This is a genomic window from Pseudomonas sp. QTF5 (genome assembly GCF_000512695.2).
GTDB lineage: Bacteria > Pseudomonadota > Gammaproteobacteria > Pseudomonadales > Pseudomonadaceae > Aquipseudomonas.
In genome coordinates this window covers 52,890-72,651 of record NZ_AZRW02000030.1, presented here as the reverse complement: position 1 = coordinate 72,651, position 19,762 = coordinate 52,890, and the positions used below count along the sequence as shown (strand labels likewise).

Sequence of the window (19,762 nt, the reverse complement as noted above, 5' to 3'; positions counted from 1 at the left end):
ATGGCCGCGTGAGAACCGAAAATAATGTCCAAAATTACTGGACCAGTTCAGCTTGCTCGCGAAAGCGGTCTGACATTCAACATTTGCGTTGAATGTCAGACCGCTTTCGCGAGCAAGCCCGCTCCCACAGTTGATCTTTGGTGGTTTCAGGATTTAAAGCAGGCGGCGCTGAGTTTGTCGAGGACGCGGTCGGCGTTCTCTTCAGCCTTGGCCAAGGTGGTTTTCCAGACCGCGACACAGGGCTGCAAATCGGGCTCTTCCTTGGCGCGGTCCAGCCACTGCCAGCTGTCGTGCCAATCACCCAGAGCGGACTGGGCCGCTTTCAGTCTGGGCAGCGCCGCTTCCGGCAAACGGTCCAGTTCGGGATAGGCTTCGATGCCATAGCGCACTCTCTTGATCAGCAGGCGCAAACGATGGCGGTCATGGGTCGGGTCATGCAGAGCCTTGTCGAGTTTCTTCCATTGTTTACCCAGACGTTTTTCGATGCGCTTGCGCAAGCCCTTGAGCAAGCCCTGACGCTGGGAAGCCCGCAGGAAACGCGGAAAGGCGTCGAGGATCATCAACATCTGCGCCACCTCCGGGCTCGCCGCCACGATGGGATAAGCCTCGGCCATCTGCGCCATACGCCGCTGCGCGGCCTCGGGTTGACCATGCTGGAGCAAGTACGCCGCCAGCACTTCGCGATCGCGCAACGGCGTGGTCAAGTCACCGACCCGGGATGCCGCCGCTTCCAGTTGCTCGACCCCGGGCAAACCGCGCAAGGGCCGCAGCAAGCTACGCAAACGGCGCACGGTGGTGCGTAGATCGTGCAGCGCTTCAGAGTCGGTGCGGGCACTCAAGCGTGCCTGACAGGCGAGCAGGCGAATGTCCAGGCTCAGAACACCAGCCACCAACCGATCGATCATGGTTTTCTCCGTAAACAACGGCAGGCTTCAAGCAGTAAGCCTGAAGCCGGCACGACGCACTGGTCGCCTGCTGCTTATAGACTGTAGCTGCTTCTATCGGCCCGCGCGGGACTCACGAATGTAGAAGCGCGCCTTCTCGGCCTTTTTGGTACAACCTTCGTATGCTTCGAATTGCTGCTGGGTCTTGGCACCGGTCAGCAACGACAGCGCCTTGGAGTAGCTGACGGTCCCGGCGAAGCCCTCGACCTTGGCCAGGTCCAGTTCACGCCAGGCGGCGTCGAGCTGGCTACCGCAGCTGTCACGGTAAGCGGTTTTACCGGCACAACCGGCGAGTGCCAGGGCAATCAATGGCACACAGATCCAGACTTTCATCACTCACACCTCAAAGATAGGTAAACATGCATGCACGTAAGACGGTCTGGCACGTGAAAAGTGCCTTGGGCCCGCATTGGAAACCCGCCGTGAAAATTACAGCGCCCGCGAGAATACCCATTCGCCCTCCCAGAGTGTCAAAAAACGACGCACTGGCCTCGCCGAGCGACCATAGCGATTGAAGCTTGCCCCTCGATAGGTGCATTGTTGAACCTTGTCAGAGAGGTCGATTCATGAAAAAGCGTGTCGCACTGGTGTTGGGCTCGGGTGGCGCCCGGGGCTACGCCCATATCGGCGTCATTGAAGAGATCGAACGGCGCGGCTACGACATCGCCTGCATCGCTGGTTGCTCCATGGGCGCGGTGGTCGGCGGGATCTATGCCGCCGGTAAACTCGACGATTATCGCGACTGGATCGAGAGCCTGGATTACCTCGACGTCTTGCGTCTGGTGGACGTCAGCTTTCGCCTGGGCGCAATTCGCGGGGAAAAAGTCTTCGGGCAGATCCGCAAGATCGTCGGCGAAATCAACATCGAAGACCTGCGCATCCCCTACACGGCCGTCGCCACGGACCTGACCAACCAGCAGGAAATCTGGTTCCAGGAAGGCTGCCTGCACCAGGCCATGCGCGCCTCCGCAGCGATCCCCAGCCTGTTCACGCCGGTGATGCAAGGCAATCGAATGCTGGTGGACGGCGGTATTCTCAACCCGTTGCCGATCGTGCCGGTGGTGTCGAGCCATTGCGACCTGATCATCGCGGTCAACCTCAACTCCACCAACCAGGGTCACTATCAACTGCCGGTGATCCAGCGCCCGGCCGCGTTCAAGACCCGCTTCGACAGTCTGATCAACTCGCTGGGCTCGAAATTGCCCTTCCGCCGCAAACAGGCCGAACAATTGCTGCTGCTGGAAAAGGAAGCATTGATGGCAGAAGCTGGGGAGATCAATCCCTGGATCGAATCCGCCAAGCCTGAAGGCCAGCAACCGGCGGCGGCCCCGGAAAGCAACGGCGCACCGAAGTCCGCCACCGGGTCGTTCATCATCGACAACGTCGGGCCGGCGTCCTTGCTGGACCTGATCAACCAGAGTTTCGAGGTGATGCAGACGTCATTGGCGCAGTACAAGATTGCAGGGTATCCGCCGGATATCTTGATCAACGTGCCCAAGCGGGTCTGCCGGTTTTTCGAGTTCTACAAGGCGCCGGAGTTGATCGCATTGGGGCGCGAGATTGCGCGGGATACGCTGGATCGGTATGAGAATGAGCGAAATGAAGATTGGCGGTGACTGATCCGGCGCCTTCGCGAGCAAGCCCGCTCCCACAGTGGATCTTCAGTGTTCACACAGTTTGTGCTCATCACCGAGCTAATGTGGGAGCGGGCTTGCTCGCGAAAGCGTCAGATCAATCAATACAGGACTAAAGACTACCCTCACTCAACAACCGATACCCCACCCCCGCCTCGGTGACGATGAACCGTGGCTGAGTCGGATCATCCGCCAGTTTCTGCCGAAGGTGCCCGACCACTATCCGCAGATAGTGGCTGTCCTCGGTGTGAGTCGGCCCCCAAATATCCTTGAGCAATTGCTGCTGGGTGATGACCCGCCCCGGATGCCGCGCCAGTTGCGCCAGTACCGCATATTCCTTGCGCGTCAGCGCCACTTCGGCGCCGTCCAATAGCACCCGGCGATAAGCCAGGTCCACGGTGAGCGGACCGAAACTGAGCGCCGCTTCCTGAGCTTCACCGGTCGGCGCCTGACGTAGCAACGCGCGCACTCGGGCCAGAAATTCCTGGATGCCGAACGGCTTGGTCACGTAGTCGTTGGCACCGCCATCCAGGGCTTGGACTTTCTGCCCTTCGCTGGCGCGCACCGAGAGCACCAGTACCGGCACCGTCGACCACTCGCGAAACTCGCGCAGCACCTGCTGACCGTCCATGTCCGGCAGGCCGAGGTCGAGCACCAGCAGGTCGGGTTTGTTCAATGCGGCCTCGGCCAGGCCTTCCGTGCCGGTGCCGGCCTCCAGCACTTTGTAGCCTTGGGAGGCGAGGCTGATGCGCAGGAATTTGCGGATCTGCGGTTCATCATCGATGACCAAAATGGTCGCGGTCTGGCTCATGAATTCACATCAACACAAAGAAGTGGCAAGAGAGTAGCGCAGACGAGATCAGGCTTCACTGTCCAATCCCGGTTGAGTCTGCAACGGCAAATGCAGCGTGATGCAGGTGCCGCGTCCTTCGATGCCATCGGCGACGCTGATCCGCCCGCCATGGGCACCGACCATGCCCTGACAGATCGCCAGCCCCAACCCGGTGCCCTGCCCGCCGCGATCGCCGCGAGCGGCGGTGTAGAACATGTCGAAAATCTTCGCCCGCTCCTCCTCCGGAATCCCCGGCCCTTCATCGCTCACCGAAAAAAACAGCTCGCTGTCAGTGGTCCCGGCACGCAATTCAAGACGCCCGCGAGGTGGTGAGAAACGCGCGGCGTTTTCCAGCACATTGACCAGTGCTTGTTCGATCAACGCGGCATGCACAAAGAGCAGCGGCAATTCGGCCGGCACTTCGGTAATGACCTGCAGCGACGCCAGCACCGCGCGCAGACGATTGAGCGAACTGCCGACGATGTCTCCCGGCGACACCCAATCCCGCGCCAACTTCAGGGCGCCGTGACCGAGACGAGTCATGTCCAGCAGGTTTTGGATGTAGCGATCCAGCCGTTCGGCTTCATCGCGGGTGCCTTCGAGCAGTTCGCGACGGTCCTCCAGGGGAATCGCCTCGCCAAGCGCCAACAGGCTGTCGATGCTGCCGCGCATGGAGGTCAGCGGCGTGCGTAAATCGTGGGACACCGAGGCCAGCAGTGCGCTGCGCAGTTGCTCGGTTTCACCATGCAAGCGCGCCGCTTCAAGGTCATCGGCCAGTTGCGCGCGGGCCAATGCTTGGGCCAGCGGTTGGCTCAGCGCGGTCAGCAAGCGCCGACGCTGGCCGCTCAGGGTCTGACCTTCTTTGGCACACACGCCGAGCAGAGCCAACGGTCCATCGTCCACCGACAACGGCCACCACCACCAGCGCCCGAACGGCAAGGTGCCGGTGCCTGCGCCGGCCGGTTGGTCGTGTTGCCAGGCCCAGTCGGCGGCGGCGCGCTCGGCTTCCGAGAACTCCAGCGGCCCGCCGGTTTCAACTTTCCAGCCGCTCTGACCATCGCGATTGAGCAGGCACAGTTTCAGGTCGGTCCAGCCGTTGAGGTGTTGCGCCGCAGCGCTGACCACGGCCTGACGGTCGGTGGCGGCGGTGAGTTTGCGCGACAGGTCGAGCAGTTCGCTGGTCTCTTCCTGGGTGTCGCGCAAGGCCTGCAATTGCCGCCTTTGCCGCGCCGCAAGGTTGCCGGTGAGGGCCGCCATCAGCAGAAAGAACAGCAAGGTCAACACGTCTTCTTCGCGCTGGATTCTGAAGGAGAAATTCGGCGGAATGAACAAAAAGTCATAGGTCAGAAACGACAGCACCGCGCAGGCCAATGCAGGGCCGAGGCTGCTGCGCACCGCCACCAGCAACACCGCTGCGAGGAACACCAGCGAGATGTTGGGCAGCGGCAAAACGCTCGACACCGCCCAGGCCAAGGCACTAGCGAGCACCGTCGCCACCAGCGCCAACGCGTAGTCGAACCAGACCAGCGACTGCGCCGAGCGTTGGCGCGGTTGATGCTGTTCGTGATCGCTGTCGAGCACGTTGATTTCCAGCCCGCGAGCATCGCGCAGTAAGCGAGACGCCAGACCGCCGCCGAACAACCGTCGACGCAAACGCTGGCGCGACTGGCCCACCAGCACCAGGCTGGCGCGTCGTTCAGCGGCGTGCTGGATCAACGTCTTCGCCACCTCACCGGCGCGCAGCAACACCACTTCACCACCGAGGCGTTCGGCCAGTTGCTGAGCGCTTTGCAGGCGCAGGCGCGATTGCTCGTCGCGCACACGGCCGTTGTCCACATGCACCAGGCTCCACGGCAAATGCCGTCGCTGGGCCACTCGACTGGCGTGGCGCACCAGACGCTCGGCCTGAGCATCGCCATCGACGCCCACCAACAAACGACCGCGCACGGCCGGTGCGGCCTGCCCCAACTGGCGATAACCCTGGGCCAGATCGTTATCGACCTGAGCGGCTGCGGTTTGCATCGCCAGTTCACGCAGGGCCGTGAGGTTGGTCTGGGTGAAGAACGCATCGATGGCCGCCCGTGCCTGCTCCGGCACGTAGACTTTGCCGTCGCGCAGACGCTCCAGCAACTCGCGCGGCGGCAGGTCGATCAGCAGCAGTTCGTAGGCTTCTTGCAACACCCAGTCCGGCAGGGTTTCGCGCACCTGTACGCCGGTGATGCCGCGCACCTGATCGTTGAGACTTTCCAGATGCTGGACGTTGACCGTGGTGAACACGTCGATGCCGGCGGCCAGCAATTCCTGGATGTCTTGCCAGCGTTTGGCGTGACGACTGCCGGGGGCATTGCTGTGGGCCAGTTCGTCCACCAATACCAGTTTCGGTTTCGCGGCAAGCAGGCCGTCGAGGTCCAATTCTTCGAGCATCACGCCGCGATATTCCGAGCGCACCAATGGCTGCTGCGGCAAGCCAGCCAGTAGCGCTTCGGTTTCGGCGCGACCGTGGGTCTCGACCACCCCGGCCATGACTTTCACGCCCTGGCGCAGTTGAGTGTGGGCGGCTTGCAGCATGGCGTAGGTCTTGCCCACCCCCGGGGCTGCGCCAAGGAATACCTTGAGCCGGCCACGGCCATCGCGGGGCAGGTCTGCTAACAGCGCGTCGGCGCGGCCGGAGTTGCTCATGCTTGGGGATCTCTTTTTTCAGATGTTGAAGTGGTGATTGTTCAGCCGCCTTCGCGAGCAAGCCCGCTCCCACAAGGGATCTTCAGCGTTCACAGATCTAATGTGGGAGCGGGCTTGCTCGCGAATGGCGCCACCACCGATCTACAGTTTTTCCAGCGCCATATTCAGCGCCAACACATTCACCACCGGCGGCCCAACCAACGGCTGCTCGATATGCGCACCCAGCAGTTGCTCAAGCGTAGACACCGGCAGATTGCGCGCCGCCGCGACACGCGCCAGTTGATAGGCAATCGCGGCCGGTGGCAAGTGCGGATCGAGGCCGCTGCCGGAGGTGGTCAGCAAGGCCAACGGCACCGGACCCTGGCCGGGTATCAGCAGTTTATTGGCCTCGTCGATAACCCGAGTGGCCAGCGCCGGATTGCTGGGAGAAAGGTTACTGGCGCTGCTCGACACGGTGGCAAAGGCACCGGCCGATGGCCGTGGGTGGAACCAAGCATCGCCGACGAAATCCTGGGCGATCAGCGAAGAGCCACGGACCTTGCCGTCGGCATCTCGCACCAGGCTGCCGTTGGCCTGGTCCGGGAAGGCGACTTGGGCCACGCCGGTGACCACCAATGGGTAGGCGACGCCGGTGATCAGGGTCATCAGCATCAGCAGGCTCAGGGCCGGACGTATCAGTGTGGACATTTCACAATCCTCGATTCGAAGAATATTCATCACTCGGAAGGCACACACATCACCTGTGGCGAGGGAGCTTGCTCCCGCTCGGCTGCGCAGCAGTCGTAAACCTGGTGAATGCGGTGTACCTGAATAAACACGGTGGCCTGAGGTGGGGCTGCTTCGCAGCCCAGCGGGAGCAAGCTCCCTCGCCACAAAAGCCCCTGCCTCAAGCAGCAACCGTCAAACCAGATGCAACGCCGTCAACAACATGTCGATCGCCTTGATCCCCACGAACGGCACCAGAATCCCGCCCAGCCCATAGATCAGCAGATTGCGCCGCAGCAACGCCGCCGCACTCACCGCCTGCACCCGCACACCGCGTAGCGCCAGCGGAATCAGCACCACAATGATCAGGGCGTTGAACACAATCGCCGACAGAATCGCGCTCTGGGGACTGCTCAAGTGCATGACGTTGAGCGCACCCAGTTGCGGGTAGATCGAGGCGAACAGCGCCGGCAGGATCGCGAAGTACTTGGCCACGTCGTTGGCGATGGAAAAGGTCGTCAGCGCTCCGCGGGTCACCAGCAATTCCTTGCCGATCTGCACCACGTCCAGCAGCTTGGTCGGGTCGCTGTCGAGATCGACCATGTTCGCCGCTTCCCGCGCCGCTTGTGTGCCGTCGTTCATCGCCATGCCGACGTCCGCCTGAGCCAGGGCCGGGGCGTCGTTGGCGCCGTCGCCGCACATGGCAACCAGCCGACCGTCGTTCTGCTCGTGACGAATGCGCGCCAGTTTTTTCTCCGGCGTGGCTTCGGCCAGCACGTCATCCACGCCGGCTTCGGCAGCAATCGCCGCAGCGGTCAGCGGGTTGTCGCCGGTGACCATGACCGTGCGAATCCCCAGTTTGCGCAGTTCGGCGAAACGCTCGCGGATGCCAGGCTTGACCACGTCCTTGAGGTGGATGACGCCGAGCAATTTGCCGTCGGCGCACACCAGCAAAGGCGTGCCGCCACTCTGAGCGATCTTGTCGATTTCCCGCGACAGAGGCGCTGCCAGATCGGCGCGTTTCAGGCCGACGAAGGTCAGCAGCGAATCCACCGCGCCTTTGCGATAGACCCGGCCCTGATAGTCGACACCAGACAGGCGGGTTTCAGCGCTGAACGGCACGGCGGTCAGTACCTCGGCGGACGGCTCGGGTTGCGGGTGAAGAGCGCGCAAGTACTCGACGATGGATTTGCCTTCAGCGGTGTCATCCGCAAGAGAGGCGAACAACGCGCCTTCGGCCAGCTCTTTGGCGGTGACGCCAGGCGCGGCATAGACCGCGGAGCAGCGACGGTTGCCGAAGGTGATGGTGCCGGTTTTGTCCAGCAGCAGGACGTGAACGTCCCCCGCCGCTTCCACGGCGCGTCCGGATTTGGCGATCACGTTCAGGCGCACCAGACGATCCATCCCGGCGATACCGATGGCCGACAACAAACCGCCGATGGTGGTCGGAATCAACGTGACCAATAACGCCACCAGAAACACCAGCGGCAGGCTGCCGTTGGCGAAGTGGGCGAACGGTTGCAGGGTCACCACCACCAACAGGAAGATCAGGGTCAGGCCGATCAGCAGGATATCCAACGCCACTTCGTTCGGGGTTTTCTGGCGTTTGGCGCCTTCGACCAGCGCGATCATGCGGTCAAGGGTCGACTCGCCGGGGTTGGCGGTGATGCGCACCAGCAGCCAGTCGGACACCAGTCGAGTGTTGCCGGTGACAGCCGAGCGGTCGCCACCGGACTCACGAATCACGGGCGCCGATTCACCGGTAATCGCTGCTTCGTTGACCGCCGCGATGCCTTCGATCACCTCGCCGTCACCGGGAATCATCTCCCCCGCTTCGACGCGCACCACATCATCCTTGCGCAGGCTGGTGGCCGGCACCACTTGAAAACTGCCATTGGCGTTTTTTCGCCGGGCACTCAAGCCTTCGCTGCCGGCCTTGAGGCTGTCGGCGCGAGCCTTGCCGCGACCTTCGGCCAGTGCTTCGGCGAAGTTGGCAAACAGCACGGTGAACCACAGCCACAACGCGATTTGCGCGGCGACAAAAGTCGGCACGGCGTTGTCGGGAATGAAGCACAGCACAGTGGTCAGAATCGCGGTCAGCTCTACTACCAGCATCACCGGTGCACGTTGCAATTGCCGTGGGTCGAGCTTGACGAACGCTTGCACCAGCGCCGGGCGCCAGAGGGCCGAGATCGCGGTTTTCGGTTGTTCCGGCGCCTTGACGACGGCGGCTTTAGTTGCGGGCATATTCATCATGGATTCCCCTTAGAAGCCCAGGCTCAGGTGTTCAGCAATCGGGCCCAACGCCAAGGTCGGCAAGAAGGTCAAACCACCCACCAGCAAAATGGTCACGGTCAATAGCGTCACGAACAGCGGGCCGTGAGTCGGGAAACTGTTCTGGCCAATCGGTGCGGTTTTCTTCATCGCCAGGCTGCCAGCCAACGCCAGCACCGGGAGGATGTAACCGAAGCGCCCGATCAACATGCCCAGCCCCAACATCAGGTTGTGGAACGCTGTGTTCGCCCCAAATCCAGCAAACGCCGAACCGTTGTTGGCACTGGCGGAGGTGTAGGCATAAAGCAACTGACTGAAACCGTGAGCACCGGGGTTACTCACCGCCGCGACCGGGCCTGGCAGACTGGCGGCGATCGCGCCGAGCACCAGCACGCCGACTGGCATCACCAGCAAAGTCACCACCAGCAACTGAACTTCCCGGGCTTGCAGTTTCTTGCCGAGGTATTCCGGAGTACGGCCAATCATCAGCCCGGCGAGGAACACTGCGATCAGCACGTTGAGCAACATGCCGTAGAGCCCGGCTCCGACGCCGCCGAAGATCACTTCGCCGACCATCATGTTGATCATCGCGACCATGCCGCTCAGCGGGTTGAGGCTGTCGTGCATGCCATTGACCGAACCGTTCGACGCCGCGGTGGTGGTCACCGACCACAGCACCGTAGCGGTGGTACCAAAACGTGCTTCCTTGCCTTCCAGCGGCGCGGTCTGTTCAACGGCGACGTTGGCCAGGGTCGGATTGGGTTGGTATTCAGCCCACAGTGACGTCGCGCCACCGATCAAAAACAGCGCCAGCATGCAGGCGATGATCGCGCGGCTCTGACGCAGGTCTTTCACGTAATGGCCGAAGGTGAACACCAGCGCCACCGGAATCAGAATGATCGAGGAGACTTCGAACAGGTTGCTCCAGGCCGTCGGGTTTTCGAACGGATGCGCCGAGTTGACGCCGAAGAAGCCACCGCCGTTGGTGCCCAGTTGCTTGATCGCAATCTGGCTGGCGGCCGGGCCGAGCGGGATCACCTGATCGACGCCTTGCATCGTCACGGCATTCACGTAATGAGCGAAGGTTTGAGGCACGCCCTGCCAGACCAGAAACAGCGCCAGCAGCAGGCACAACGGCAACAGGCCGTAGAGGGTGGCGCGGGTCATGTCGACCCAGAAGTTGCCCAGGGTTTTGGTGGATTTTCGACCGATGCCGCGACACAGCGCAACCAACACAGCGAGGCCGGTGGCGGCGCTGACGAAGTTCTGCACGGTGAGGCCGACCATCTGACTCAGGTAGCTGAGGGTCGCTTCGCCGCTGTAGGACTGCCAGTTGGTATTGGTCATGAAGCTGACGGCGGTGTTGAACGCTTGCGTCCATTCCTGACCTGGCAGGTTTTGCGGATTCAGCGGCAAGTAATCCTGAAACAGCAGGATCGCAAACAGCAGCAAAAAACCCGCGAGGTTAAAGGCGAGCAAGGCCAGGGTGTATTTCTGCCAGCTCTGTTCGACCTGCGGATCAACGCCGGCCACTCGATAGCAACCACGCTCCACCGGCCCGAGAATCGGCGAAAGCCAGGTACGCTGCCCTTCCATCACCTTGTAGTAGAAGCGCCCCAGAAACGGTGCCGGGATCAGCACCACGGCGAAGAAGGCGAGGATCAGCCAATAGTCATAACTGTGCATAGCCGCTCCTAGTTCCGGTCCGCGCGCAACAGCGCAACCAACAGATAAATGAACAGCCCCACTGCCAATAGCAGTGACACCCCGTCCAGAACGCTCATGGAAATTCTCCCTGTTACGGCGTATTGCCGCGTGTGGAGGGATTGTCGGCAGGGAGGCTGTAAAGGCGCGAGATCGAGGGGTGGGGCCGGGAATAAAGAATGCGTAAAGAGTGGTCTTATGCTGCGGTTACAGCGGTGTTCGGGCGGGCCTCTTCGCGAGCAAGCCCGCTCCCACAGGGATCGACGTTGTGCGGGCAAACGTATTCCAAATGTGGGAGCGGGCTTGCTCGCGAAGACGGCAGAACAGACACCAACGCCCCCAACTGGCGCACAAAAAGCCCCCATCCCGCCGCGAACATCCCCGATACGACAGCTTTCAGCGCTTTACGACGCTCACCTGCAAAATGGCACGCGCACTGCACACGCCCTCCCCCGAGCATTCCAAACCGTTCGGGGAGCAACGCATGAACACACAACTCAAACCCACGCTGGGCACGCTGCACCTGTGGGGTATCGCGGTCGGGCTGGTGATTTCCGGTGAGTACTTCGGCTGGAGTTATGGCTGGGGCGTTGCCGGGACACTGGGTTTTCTGGTGACCTCTTTTATGGTCGCCACCATGTACACCTGCTTCATCTTCAGTTTCACCGAACTGACCACGGCGATTCCCCATGCCGGCGGCCCCTTTGCCTACAGCCGCCGCGCCTTTGGTGAAAAAGGTGGATTGATTGCCGGGCTGGCGACGCTGATCGAATTCGTCTTCGCCCCACCGGCGATTGCGTTGGCTATTGGTGCCTACCTGAACGTGCAGTTTCCGGCCCTCGATCCGAAACACGCCGCGGTCGGTGCCTACATCGTGTTTATGGGCCTGAACATCCTCGGCGTAAAACTCGCCGCGACCTTCGAACTGGTGGTCTGCGTATTGGCGGTCGCCGAATTGCTGGTGTTCATGGGCGTGGTCGCCCCGGCGTTCAGCTTCAGTAACTTCGCCCTCAACGGCTGGGCCGGTTCTGATGTGTTCGGTGCGCCAGCGATTGCCGGGATGTTCGCGGCCATTCCATTTGCCATCTGGTTCTTCCTGGCCATCGAAGGTGCAGCCATGGCTGCCGAAGAAGCCAAGGACCCGAAACGCACGATTCCCAAGGCCTACATCAGCGGCATCCTGACCCTGGTGCTGCTGGCCATGGGCGTGATGTTCTTTGCCGGCGGCGTCGGCGACTGGCGCACCCTGTCGAACATCAACGGTCCGCTGCCGCAAGCCATGAAAGCCGTGGTCGGCGAAAGCTCCGGCTGGTTGCATATGCTGGTGTGGATTGGCCTGTTCGGTCTGGTGGCGAGTTTTCACGGGATCATCCTCGGCTACTCGCGGCAGTTCTTCGCCCTCGCCCGGGCCGGTTACCTGCCGGCATCCCTGGCCAAACTGTCGCGCTTCCAGACCCCGCACCGGGCGATCATCGCCGGTGGCGTGATCGGCATCGCGGCGATCTACAGCGACGGTTTGATCAACCTCGGCGGCATGACGCTGACGGCAGCGATGATCACCATGGCGGTATTCGGCGCGATCGTGATGTACATCATGAGCATGCTCAGCCTGTTCAAACTGCGCAAAACCGAACCGAACCTGGAACGCACTTTCCGCGCGCCTTGCTATCCATTGGTGCCATTCATTGCACTGGTGCTGGCGGTGGTTTGCCTGGTGGCGATGGCCTGGTTCAACACCTTGATCGGGTTGATCTTCCTCGGCTTCATGGCAGTGGGTTTCGTGTACTTCATGCTGACGGCACAATTGCGTGCCGATGCGCCGGCGGATGCGATGTTGACCGGGCTCTAACTTCACACACCGCGCCTGCAAGGATGTACGGCGTCTACGGCATATCAGGCATAGAATGGAACCACTGCGAAAATTAATCGCTCAAAGTGGTATGCACGATCGGTCGGCGAAACCCGCCAATCGGCCTGCCCTCAAGGAGAGCCCTATGCCCTGGTATGCCTGGTTGATTCTGATCGTTGCCATCGGCTCGATCGTTGGCGGTTTGATGATGCTGCGCGACACTGCCAACAAGGTCGAACTGACCGAAGAGCAACGCAAACGCGTCGCCGAACGCAATGCAGAAGCGGATGCCAAGGATGCGCAGGACCGCTAGCACACAATTGTGGCGAGGGAGCTTGCTCCCGCTGGGGCGCGAAGCGGCCCTAAAACATCCAACCTCATTGCGTCTGTCACGCAACGGTTGTGAGTTTTAACGACTGCTTCGCAGCCGAACGGGGCGATGCGGCGTTCCGACAAGCCCCCTCGCCACAAAACCGTTTCTACTTTTCCCAATCGGCCTTGGCAATGTGCAAGCCATGCAGCCCTTTGTACGCAGCACGTTCTGGCTGGCTCCAGCCCTCAAGCAACGACTCCTCCAACCGATAAATCTCCACCCCCAGCGGGCGACACACACTCAGCGGATCCTGCGCATCCGGCCCCCACATGGCCAGTGACAAATCCCCACCCGGGCACGTCGACAACGCGCACAGCAAATCAATCTCGGCAAAGAACTCCAGGTAATCGCCCTTCTGCGCCGGACAAGCTTTCATGAAGTACATGTCGTCATGATTCAGGCCGGTGCACTGGAAAATGTTCAGCACATCATGCACGTCGAACTCGGTCAGACCATGCGGTAACACGGCGCGAGTCAAATTCGAGTGGCAGTGATGATGGAAATCCTCACCGGTGAGCATTTTGTTCACATACGGATCGCAGCGCGTCCCCAGCAAATCGTGCAAACGCCCGCCATGTTCGTCGATGCCGTACCCGGCCAGGCTATCATCGGTGATGGTCACCAGCGGTCGTAAGAAAGGCAGGTTCGACCAGAGCCTGTCATGGGTGCTGACATGCGCCCCTTGCAACTGTCGGGTTCGCGCAGCCCACAAGCGTTCGCGCGGGTCGTGAGCATTCCAGACATTGAAATCCCCGACTTGCGGGCCGACCGGGGTCGTGACCCTGAACACATGCCCGGCCGGCACATTCCAGGCGCGGCCGGTGCGGATCGGCACTTCGAACTGCTCGATCAGCGTACGCCCGGTCTTCTGGTCACGGATCTGTTCGTAAAAAGCTGTGTCCACCTGCAAGGCCGAGCCTTTGCTGACTTGATAGGCCGCCGGATAGTCTTTGTACATGGCACAAAATCCTCGATCAGTGATGGGAAGAAGGGGCAAGCATCTGCAACAGGAGGTGTTCGGAGTCGTCGAGATAAAGGCTCATGGCGTCCCCGGCCGCGCGTTTGTCGCCGTCGGCCAGCAAGTCATGTATCTGCCGGTCACGCGCCAGCCAGGGCGCCTGAAAACGTGACTCATCGGGAGCGGTGCAAAACACCAGACGCAGTTGCGACGAGCGGTGCAACGCCTCGCGAATTGTGTTTCGCGAGGCGTTGTAGGCCGACACCAGATCGTTTTCCACCAGCGCCATACCGGGCAGCAAACGACCGCCGATGATGTCAGCGCGTAACTCCAATGTGATGTGGTCGGCCAGGGACAGTCCGCTGCTCATACTCAATGCCTCGTGATTGTTCAACAATCGTCAGCGAATGAGTAATCACTATTCGTGCCATCCCGGCGAACTAGCCTTCCCAGCGTTTGAACAACACGCTAGCGTTCACGCCGCCAAACCCGAAGCCGTTGGACATCGCGTACTCAATCGTCATTGGCCGTGCCTGACCGTGAACGATGTCCACGCCTTGGGTAGCCGGATCCGGATTATCGAAGTTAAGCGTGGCCGGCACCACCTGATCGCGGAGTGCCAATAGGGTGAAGATCGCCTCGATCCCGCCAGCAGCGCCGAGCAAATGCCCGGTCGCGGACTTGGTCGCTGTCACGGCTATGTTGTTGTCCGAGCCGAACAACGACTTGATGGCCGCCAATTCCCCCAAATCCCCAACCGGGGTAGAAGTGGCGTGAGCGTTGAGATGCTGCACCTGCGCTGGCGAAATGCCCGCTTGGGCCAACGCCAGCGACATCGCCCGACGTGCACCGCTGCCATCTTCAGGCCCCGCAGTCAGGTGATAGGCATCAGCACTGGTGCCATAACCGACCAGCTCCGCCAGCGGCTGAGCACCGCGCGCCAGGGCATGTTCCAGGGATTCGATCACCAGAAGGCCCGAACCCTCGCCCATCACAAAGCCATCGCGACCACTGTCGAACGGTCGCGAAGAGCGCTCCGGCGTGTCGTTGTAACCGCTGGACAAGGCTCGAGCCGCCGCGAACCCGGCGAGACTGACACGATCGATCGCCGCCTCCGCCCCGCCACACACGGCAATGTCCGCCTCGCCACATCGAATCAGCCGCGCCGCGTCACCAATCGCCTGAACCCCGGCCGCACACGCCGTTACCGGAGCCCCCAAAGGGCCCTTGAAACCATGCTCGATTGACACATGGCCCGCGGCGAGGTTGACCAGAAACGAAGGAATGGTGAACGGCGACAAACGTCGCGGGCCACGGCTGTCGGTGGTGCGCACCGCATCGGCAATCGCGCCGAAACCACCCACGCCCGAGCCGATAATGGTGGCAGTGCGTTCCTGGGCGTTGGCGTCCTGCGGTTGCCAACCGGCCTGCTCCAGTGCCTGACGCGCTGCCTCCATGGCAAACATAATGAAACGATCCATCTTCTTCTGCTCTTTGGGCGGCGTCGCCCGATCCGGATCAAAACCCGCCTCGGGATCTTCCGCCAGGGACTGCACCGCGCCACCGACCTTGGTCGATAGGTCGGCAATCACATCGTCCGGCAACGCCCGCAACCCGGAGCGCCCGGCCAACAGACGCGCCCAAACCGTTTCGACGCCGCTACCCAACGGCGACACCAGGCCCATGCCCGTGACTACCACTCGACGATTACTCATAGCGCAAATACCTCAAGCCGATTCATGGCGCCTCACTTGTAACGCGTGGCGGCCGTGCTTCTGGACAGATTCGGCGCCATCGCATGACGCGCCGCCATAAAGGCCTCCCACTCGGAGGCATTCGGCAACGAAGGAATGGTGATCAACTCACCCTGATCCAGACCCGACAATGCCGCGTCAACCATCTCCCCCGCCTCCATGATCATGTCCGCCGGAATCTGGGACGCATCGATACCGGAGCGCTCCAAAATCTCGGTGCGTGTTACGCCCGGCAACACCGCTTGAACCTGGACGCCGGTGCCCGCAAGCTCCGCGTTCAACGACTGAGTCAGGCTCAACACGTAAGCTTTGCTTGCGCTGTACGTCGCATTGAACCGCTCCGGAAACAACGCCACCACGGAGGCGATGTTAATGATCGTCCCGCGACCCGCCTTGGAAAAACCGGCCGCCTCCGCCGAGGCCAACCGCGTCACTGTGGTGACGTTCAGTTGAATCAATCGCTCCAGCTGATCCATATTCGCATTGGCGAGCAAACCGTCCGCCGCGACACCGGCGTTGTTCAGCAACAGACTGATACTCGAATCGCTGCGCAGACGCTGCTCGAGTTTCAGCACATCATCCTTTAGCGTCAGATCCGCCTTCAGCACTTCCACCTGAACACCATGCGCGGCGCGCAACTTGCTCGCGGCGGCCTCCAGCCGTTCCAGATCACGGGCCACCAGCAACAAATCAAAACCACGCGCCGCCAACCGCTCCGCGTAAACCGCACCAATGCCGGAAGAAGCACCGGTGACGAGGGCCGTACCTTGGGTCTGGACAGAATTCATGACAATGCTCCATGGGGATGCTTGAGGAAGGCAAAGCGCCTGAATGTCAGAGCACTTCAGCAAATGATGAATTTATTATAGGCATAATTTAAGCGCCATATGATAGCCGTAATTTTTCACCCTCCGATGAAAGGCGTCACATCACCCTCTGCGGCAATAAGCAAAAAGGCCGGTCAATGACCGGCCTATTGGCATGGACTTACAAGCTTAGTTCACTTCCAGTTTCTCGCGATTCTTGTCCAGAATGGCTTTGCCGATCCCTTTCACTTCCAACAATTCGTCGACAGACGAAAATGGCCCATTACTCTCACGATACGCAACAATCGCCTTGGCCTTGGCCTCACCAATCCCGGACAACTCGCGCTGCAGAGTCGGCGCATCAGCCCCATTGAGATCGACCTTGGCAGTTTGAGCCTTGGCGGCAGCATCCAGCATCAAGGGTGCCTTGGCAGCCTGCGGCGCCGCTGTCGGTGCAGCAATGGCCGCAATAGAAGCGCTGGTGAGCAGGGCAAAAACCAGAGAGTAGAAATAGCCAGTACGCATAAATGAAGCTCCATGACATCGATTGAGAAAGCAGCTTTTCCGAAGCTGCCTCCTAAACTTAGGCGATGTGATGGAGCTGTCAAAAATGTGTCCGTTACAGGATGTGAAACAATCAGGGCTCGAGACGACGTTGCTGGTGGATCCAGTCGACAATTTCCCCATCAGGGGTGTAGCCGCTGACCGTTTCACGCAGGAGCTGGCGCACGCGGGAGTAATCATCCTGCTCGACAGCCAACAACAGCTCGGTCAAACGGCCCTTGAGCACGTCCCAGGGCAGGTGGTCTTCATTGGCGGTCATGATCATCGGATGCGGCGTCGCAGCAACGTTATCCCCGATCAGCAACTCTTCGTAGAGCTTCTCGCCCGGACGCAGGCCCGTGAACTCAATGGAAATGTCACCGTGCAGGTTCTTTTCCGAGCGGATGCTCAAACCGGACAGATGAATCATCTTCTCCGCCAGTTCGATGATCTTCACCGGTTCCCCCATGTCCAGCACGAACACATCACCGCCCTGCCCCATGGAACCGGCCTGGATCACCAGTTGCGCGGCTTCAGGGATAGTCATGAAATAACGGGTGATTTTCGGGTGCGTGACCGTCAGCGGACCACCGGACTTGATCTGGCTATGGAACAACGGAATCACCGAACCGGACGATCCCAACACATTGCCAAAACGCACCATGGTGAAACGGGTTTTATTGACCCGGGAAACATTGGCCTTGTCGCCAAACAGCACGGGGGCGATTTCACGACTGAGGGCCTGAAGGGTCAACTCCGCCAGACGCTTGGTGCTGCCCATGATGTTGGTCGGGCGTACGGCTTTATCGGTGGAGATCAGCACGAAGTTGGCCACACCCGACTGCAAGGCAGCCTGAGCGGTGTTCAACGTGCCGATGACATTGTTGAGCACGCCCTCAGCGATATTATGCTCGACCATTGGCACATGTTTATAAGCAGCCGCGTGATAGACAGTATCTACGCGCCAAGTCTTCATCACATCGAGCAGTTTGTGCGGGTGACGGATGGAACCGAGTATGGGCAACAACTTGACCGACACCGACTCACGGCAGCCGCGCTGCTCCAGTTCCGACAGGATGCTGTAAAGATTGAACTCACTGTGCTCAAACAGCAAAAGCGTGGTCGGGCCAAGCAAGAAGATCTGCCGGCACAGCTCCGAACCGATCGAACCGCCGGCGCCAGTCACCATCACTGTCTTGCCTTTGATACAACGTTCAAGCAAATCGGCCTGCGCTGGCACGGCGTCGCGGCCCAGCAAGTCCGCAATATCCACTTCCTGAATGTCCTCAACCTTGACCCGGCCGCTGGCCAGATCGGTGAAGTTCGGCACGCTTCGTACGTGAAGGGGATAAGCTTCCAGGAGATTGAGGATTTCCCGGCGTCGTGCGCGGGTGGATGACGGTAGGGCCAGGAGGATTTCCTGGGCGCCGGTGACATCGATCATCTGTTGAATGTGTTTGGGTTTGTAAACCTGGAGGCCAGAGATAGAGCGATCGGCGATGCTGGAGTCGTCGTCAATGAATGCCACGGGGCGCATCACCCGTCCCATGCGCAACGCAGCAACCAACTGATTGCCTGCCACGCCTGCGCCGTAGATTGCGACTTTGGTGACACCATCGTCGCGGCTGGTGAACGGCACGTGCTGGGCGGCGGTGAACCAGTCGCCCATGAAGTACTGGCGCATGCACAGGCGCAGGCCGCCGATGATGACGAGGCTTAGCCACCAGTAGTTGAAGATGATGGAACGCGGGACGACGGCTTGGTGGTTGCTGTACCAATAGACGACAACCGCGAGGATCAGCGATGACAGGCTAACCGCTTTGATAATTGCAATGAGCGCATCGTTACCGAAGTAACGCATAACGGCCCGATACATGCCAAAGCGTATGAAAAGCGGGATGGCAACCAGCGGCGCACAAACAAAAAGCCAGAAATGAACCCGTAGCGGGTTGTACATATCATCAATGCCAAGACGAACTATGAAGGCCAGCCAGAGCGCAATCCACACCAGAATGCAGTCAGTTGCCACTTGAAGCAGCCTTTTTTGCCGACGAGGCAGGCTCAGCAAAAAAACTCTAAAATTATCCATAAATATTCAGTCGTTTCCGACGACGCCCCCTCGCAAAATCCGATGCGTTATTGTACGTAATTGAAAATTCACAGCTACGGAAAATTTGATTGTCACGGCTTGAAACAATGAAGAGTTTTCAAGAATGGTTGCCATTTGCTGACCCGTCGATGCTTACCTGCATTAGTCTGACCAGGCACTGCCGATATCGTTGCGCAAGCACTTGTCCAGACAAAACTGCGATCCATGCCCCTCGCGCCGCAGTCGATGCCTGCCGGTTAAAAAGAATATAGTCGGATATCGCGAGGTCGAGGCAGTCTCTCTTCGGCACCCGCACACTCGCCGAAACCCTTGGCAAATGCTGCAAAGACGACAGGCAGAAGCCGGAGCGCCAATAAACAGAGGACTGGGCATTGAAAACGGCGATTACAGGGTGAAAAAGCATGGGCCAATACGATACCATGCGCGACACGGTTGAGACGTTGAGCTCACAGGCTTGGCCAAGCCGTTGAGCAGCATCCTCGTCCCTATCAAGGCGAAAAAACGCATGGATTGGCATAGTAAGCAACACTTTGGAGGCAGTTCCTAACCTTGCCCGACAAGTAATTGACATTCCCGCGCCGTCCAGATTCAACGTTT

Annotated in this window: 17 protein-coding genes; 3 read left to right on the top strand and 14 right to left on the bottom strand. The window is 60.3% G+C overall.

Annotated features, from left to right (window positions below; genetic code table 11):
- Positions 1 to 146: 146 nt before the first annotated feature.
- A complete protein-coding gene (locus IC37_RS21080) occupies positions 147 to 905 on the bottom strand; it encodes a CHAD domain-containing protein (protein ID WP_030128708.1) in 759 nt (252 codons plus the stop codon).
- Positions 906 to 998: 93 nt separating this feature from the next.
- Positions 999 to 1,277, bottom strand: coding sequence for a hypothetical protein (locus IC37_RS21075; RefSeq protein WP_008071677.1), 279 nt, complete (start codon positions 1,275 to 1,277; stop codon positions 999 to 1,001).
- Between the two features lie 233 nt (positions 1,278 to 1,510).
- Between IC37_RS21075 and IC37_RS21070 the strand changes: the two genes are divergently transcribed.
- Positions 1,511 to 2,560 (top strand): patatin-like phospholipase family protein, encoded by a 1,050-nt coding sequence (locus tag IC37_RS21070; RefSeq protein WP_030128709.1) that lies wholly within the window; start codon positions 1,511 to 1,513, stop codon positions 2,558 to 2,560.
- Positions 2,561 to 2,690: 130 nt separating this feature from the next.
- Here IC37_RS21070 and IC37_RS21065 read toward each other — a convergent pair whose 3' ends face one another.
- The 6 genes from IC37_RS21065 to kdpF form a co-directional block, all read right to left on the bottom strand.
- Positions 2,691 to 3,389, bottom strand: coding sequence for a response regulator (locus IC37_RS21065; RefSeq protein WP_030128710.1), 699 nt, complete (start codon positions 3,387 to 3,389; stop codon positions 2,691 to 2,693).
- 48 nt (positions 3,390 to 3,437) lie between these two features.
- Positions 3,438 to 6,089 carry a sensor histidine kinase KdpD gene (locus IC37_RS21060; RefSeq protein WP_030128711.1) on the bottom strand — a complete coding sequence of 884 codons (2,652 nt, stop codon included), beginning with the start codon at positions 6,087 to 6,089 and terminating at the stop codon, positions 3,438 to 3,440.
- 141 nt (positions 6,090 to 6,230) lie between these two features.
- Positions 6,231 to 6,776: a potassium-transporting ATPase subunit KdpC gene (kdpC, locus tag IC37_RS21055; RefSeq protein WP_030128712.1), complete on the bottom strand. Its 546-nt coding sequence runs from the start codon at positions 6,774 to 6,776 to the stop codon at positions 6,231 to 6,233.
- A gap of 213 nt (positions 6,777 to 6,989) precedes the next feature.
- Positions 6,990 to 9,047: a potassium-transporting ATPase subunit KdpB gene (kdpB, locus tag IC37_RS21050; RefSeq protein ID WP_030128713.1), complete on the bottom strand. Its 2,058-nt coding sequence runs from the start codon at positions 9,045 to 9,047 to the stop codon at positions 6,990 to 6,992.
- A 12-nt stretch (positions 9,048 to 9,059) separates the two neighbouring features.
- Positions 9,060 to 10,754, bottom strand: a complete 1,695-nt coding sequence (kdpA, locus tag IC37_RS21045; RefSeq protein WP_030128714.1) for a potassium-transporting ATPase subunit KdpA — start codon at positions 10,752 to 10,754, stop codon at positions 9,060 to 9,062.
- Between the two features lie 8 nt (positions 10,755 to 10,762).
- The gene (kdpF, locus tag IC37_RS21040; RefSeq protein ID WP_007899818.1) at positions 10,763 to 10,852 is read right to left on the bottom strand and encodes a K(+)-transporting ATPase subunit F; all 90 of its coding nucleotides are present in this window, start codon (positions 10,850 to 10,852) and stop codon (positions 10,763 to 10,765) included.
- 404 nt (positions 10,853 to 11,256) lie between these two features.
- On the opposite strand from kdpF, the gene eat reads away from it, so the two are divergent.
- Positions 11,257 to 12,621, top strand: a complete 1,365-nt coding sequence (gene eat, locus IC37_RS21035) for an ethanolamine permease (RefSeq protein ID WP_030128715.1) — start codon at positions 11,257 to 11,259, stop codon at positions 12,619 to 12,621.
- Between the two features lie 145 nt (positions 12,622 to 12,766).
- Positions 12,767 to 12,934 carry a DUF2897 family protein gene (locus tag IC37_RS21030; RefSeq protein WP_008006000.1) on the top strand — a complete coding sequence of 56 codons (168 nt, stop codon included), beginning with the start codon at positions 12,767 to 12,769 and terminating at the stop codon, positions 12,932 to 12,934.
- Between the two features lie 166 nt (positions 12,935 to 13,100).
- On the opposite strand, the gene IC37_RS21025 is transcribed toward IC37_RS21030, so the two are convergent.
- From IC37_RS21025 to IC37_RS21000, 6 genes are all read right to left on the bottom strand, one after another.
- Complete coding sequence (locus IC37_RS21025) at positions 13,101 to 13,952, bottom strand: DUF1989 domain-containing protein (protein WP_030128716.1); 852 nt, start codon at positions 13,950 to 13,952, stop codon at positions 13,101 to 13,103.
- A gap of 16 nt (positions 13,953 to 13,968) precedes the next feature.
- Positions 13,969 to 14,322 (bottom strand): GntR family transcriptional regulator, encoded by a 354-nt coding sequence (locus IC37_RS21020; protein ID WP_030128717.1) that lies wholly within the window; start codon positions 14,320 to 14,322, stop codon positions 13,969 to 13,971.
- A gap of 70 nt (positions 14,323 to 14,392) precedes the next feature.
- Positions 14,393 to 15,667 carry a beta-ketoacyl-ACP synthase II gene (fabF, locus tag IC37_RS21015; protein WP_030128718.1) on the bottom strand — a complete coding sequence of 425 codons (1,275 nt, stop codon included), beginning with the start codon at positions 15,665 to 15,667 and terminating at the stop codon, positions 14,393 to 14,395.
- 32 nt (positions 15,668 to 15,699) lie between these two features.
- Positions 15,700 to 16,494, bottom strand: coding sequence for an SDR family oxidoreductase (locus tag IC37_RS21010; RefSeq protein WP_030128719.1), 795 nt, complete (start codon positions 16,492 to 16,494; stop codon positions 15,700 to 15,702).
- Between the two features lie 207 nt (positions 16,495 to 16,701).
- A complete protein-coding gene (locus tag IC37_RS21005) occupies positions 16,702 to 17,037 on the bottom strand; it encodes a helix-hairpin-helix domain-containing protein (protein WP_030128720.1) in 336 nt (111 codons plus the stop codon).
- Positions 17,038 to 17,149: 112 nt separating this feature from the next.
- Complete coding sequence (locus IC37_RS21000; protein ID WP_030128721.1) at positions 17,150 to 19,144, bottom strand: nucleoside-diphosphate sugar epimerase/dehydratase; 1,995 nt, start codon at positions 19,142 to 19,144, stop codon at positions 17,150 to 17,152.
- Positions 19,145 to 19,762 lie beyond the last annotated feature (618 nt).

What these genes read in the sequence shown, in the direction of transcription:
- IC37_RS21080 (WP_030128708.1), bottom strand. Translation starts at nt 905, where the DNA reads ATGATCGATCGGTTGGTGGCTGGTGTTCTGAGCCTGGACATTCGCCTG.
- IC37_RS21075 (WP_008071677.1), bottom strand. Translation starts at nt 1,277, where the DNA reads ATGAAAGTCTGGATCTGTGTGCCATTGATTGCCCTGGCACTCGCCGGT.
- IC37_RS21070 (WP_030128709.1), top strand. Translation starts at nt 1,511, where the DNA reads ATGAAAAAGCGTGTCGCACTGGTGTTGGGCTCGGGTGGCGCCCGGGGC.
- IC37_RS21065 (WP_030128710.1), bottom strand. Translation starts at nt 3,389, where the DNA reads ATGAGCCAGACCGCGACCATTTTGGTCATCGATGATGAACCGCAGATC.
- IC37_RS21060 (WP_030128711.1), bottom strand. Translation starts at nt 6,089, where the DNA reads ATGAGCAACTCCGGCCGCGCCGACGCGCTGTTAGCAGACCTGCCCCGC.
- kdpC (WP_030128712.1), bottom strand. Translation starts at nt 6,776, where the DNA reads ATGTCCACACTGATACGTCCGGCCCTGAGCCTGCTGATGCTGATGACC.
- kdpB (WP_030128713.1), bottom strand. Translation starts at nt 9,047, where the DNA reads ATGAATATGCCCGCAACTAAAGCCGCCGTCGTCAAGGCGCCGGAACAA.
- kdpA (WP_030128714.1), bottom strand. Translation starts at nt 10,754, where the DNA reads ATGCACAGTTATGACTATTGGCTGATCCTCGCCTTCTTCGCCGTGGTG.
- kdpF (WP_007899818.1), bottom strand. Translation starts at nt 10,852, where the DNA reads ATGAGCGTTCTGGACGGGGTGTCACTGCTATTGGCAGTGGGGCTGTTC.
- eat (WP_030128715.1), top strand. Translation starts at nt 11,257, where the DNA reads ATGAACACACAACTCAAACCCACGCTGGGCACGCTGCACCTGTGGGGT.
- IC37_RS21030 (WP_008006000.1), top strand. Translation starts at nt 12,767, where the DNA reads ATGCCCTGGTATGCCTGGTTGATTCTGATCGTTGCCATCGGCTCGATC.
- IC37_RS21025 (WP_030128716.1), bottom strand. Translation starts at nt 13,952, where the DNA reads ATGTACAAAGACTATCCGGCGGCCTATCAAGTCAGCAAAGGCTCGGCC.
- IC37_RS21020 (WP_030128717.1), bottom strand. Translation starts at nt 14,322, where the DNA reads ATGAGCAGCGGACTGTCCCTGGCCGACCACATCACATTGGAGTTACGC.
- fabF (WP_030128718.1), bottom strand. Translation starts at nt 15,667, where the DNA reads ATGAGTAATCGTCGAGTGGTAGTCACGGGCATGGGCCTGGTGTCGCCG.
- IC37_RS21010 (WP_030128719.1), bottom strand. Translation starts at nt 16,494, where the DNA reads ATGAATTCTGTCCAGACCCAAGGTACGGCCCTCGTCACCGGTGCTTCT.
- IC37_RS21005 (WP_030128720.1), bottom strand. Translation starts at nt 17,037, where the DNA reads ATGCGTACTGGCTATTTCTACTCTCTGGTTTTTGCCCTGCTCACCAGC.
- IC37_RS21000 (WP_030128721.1), bottom strand. Translation starts at nt 19,144, where the DNA reads ATGGATAATTTTAGAGTTTTTTTGCTGAGCCTGCCTCGTCGGCAAAAA.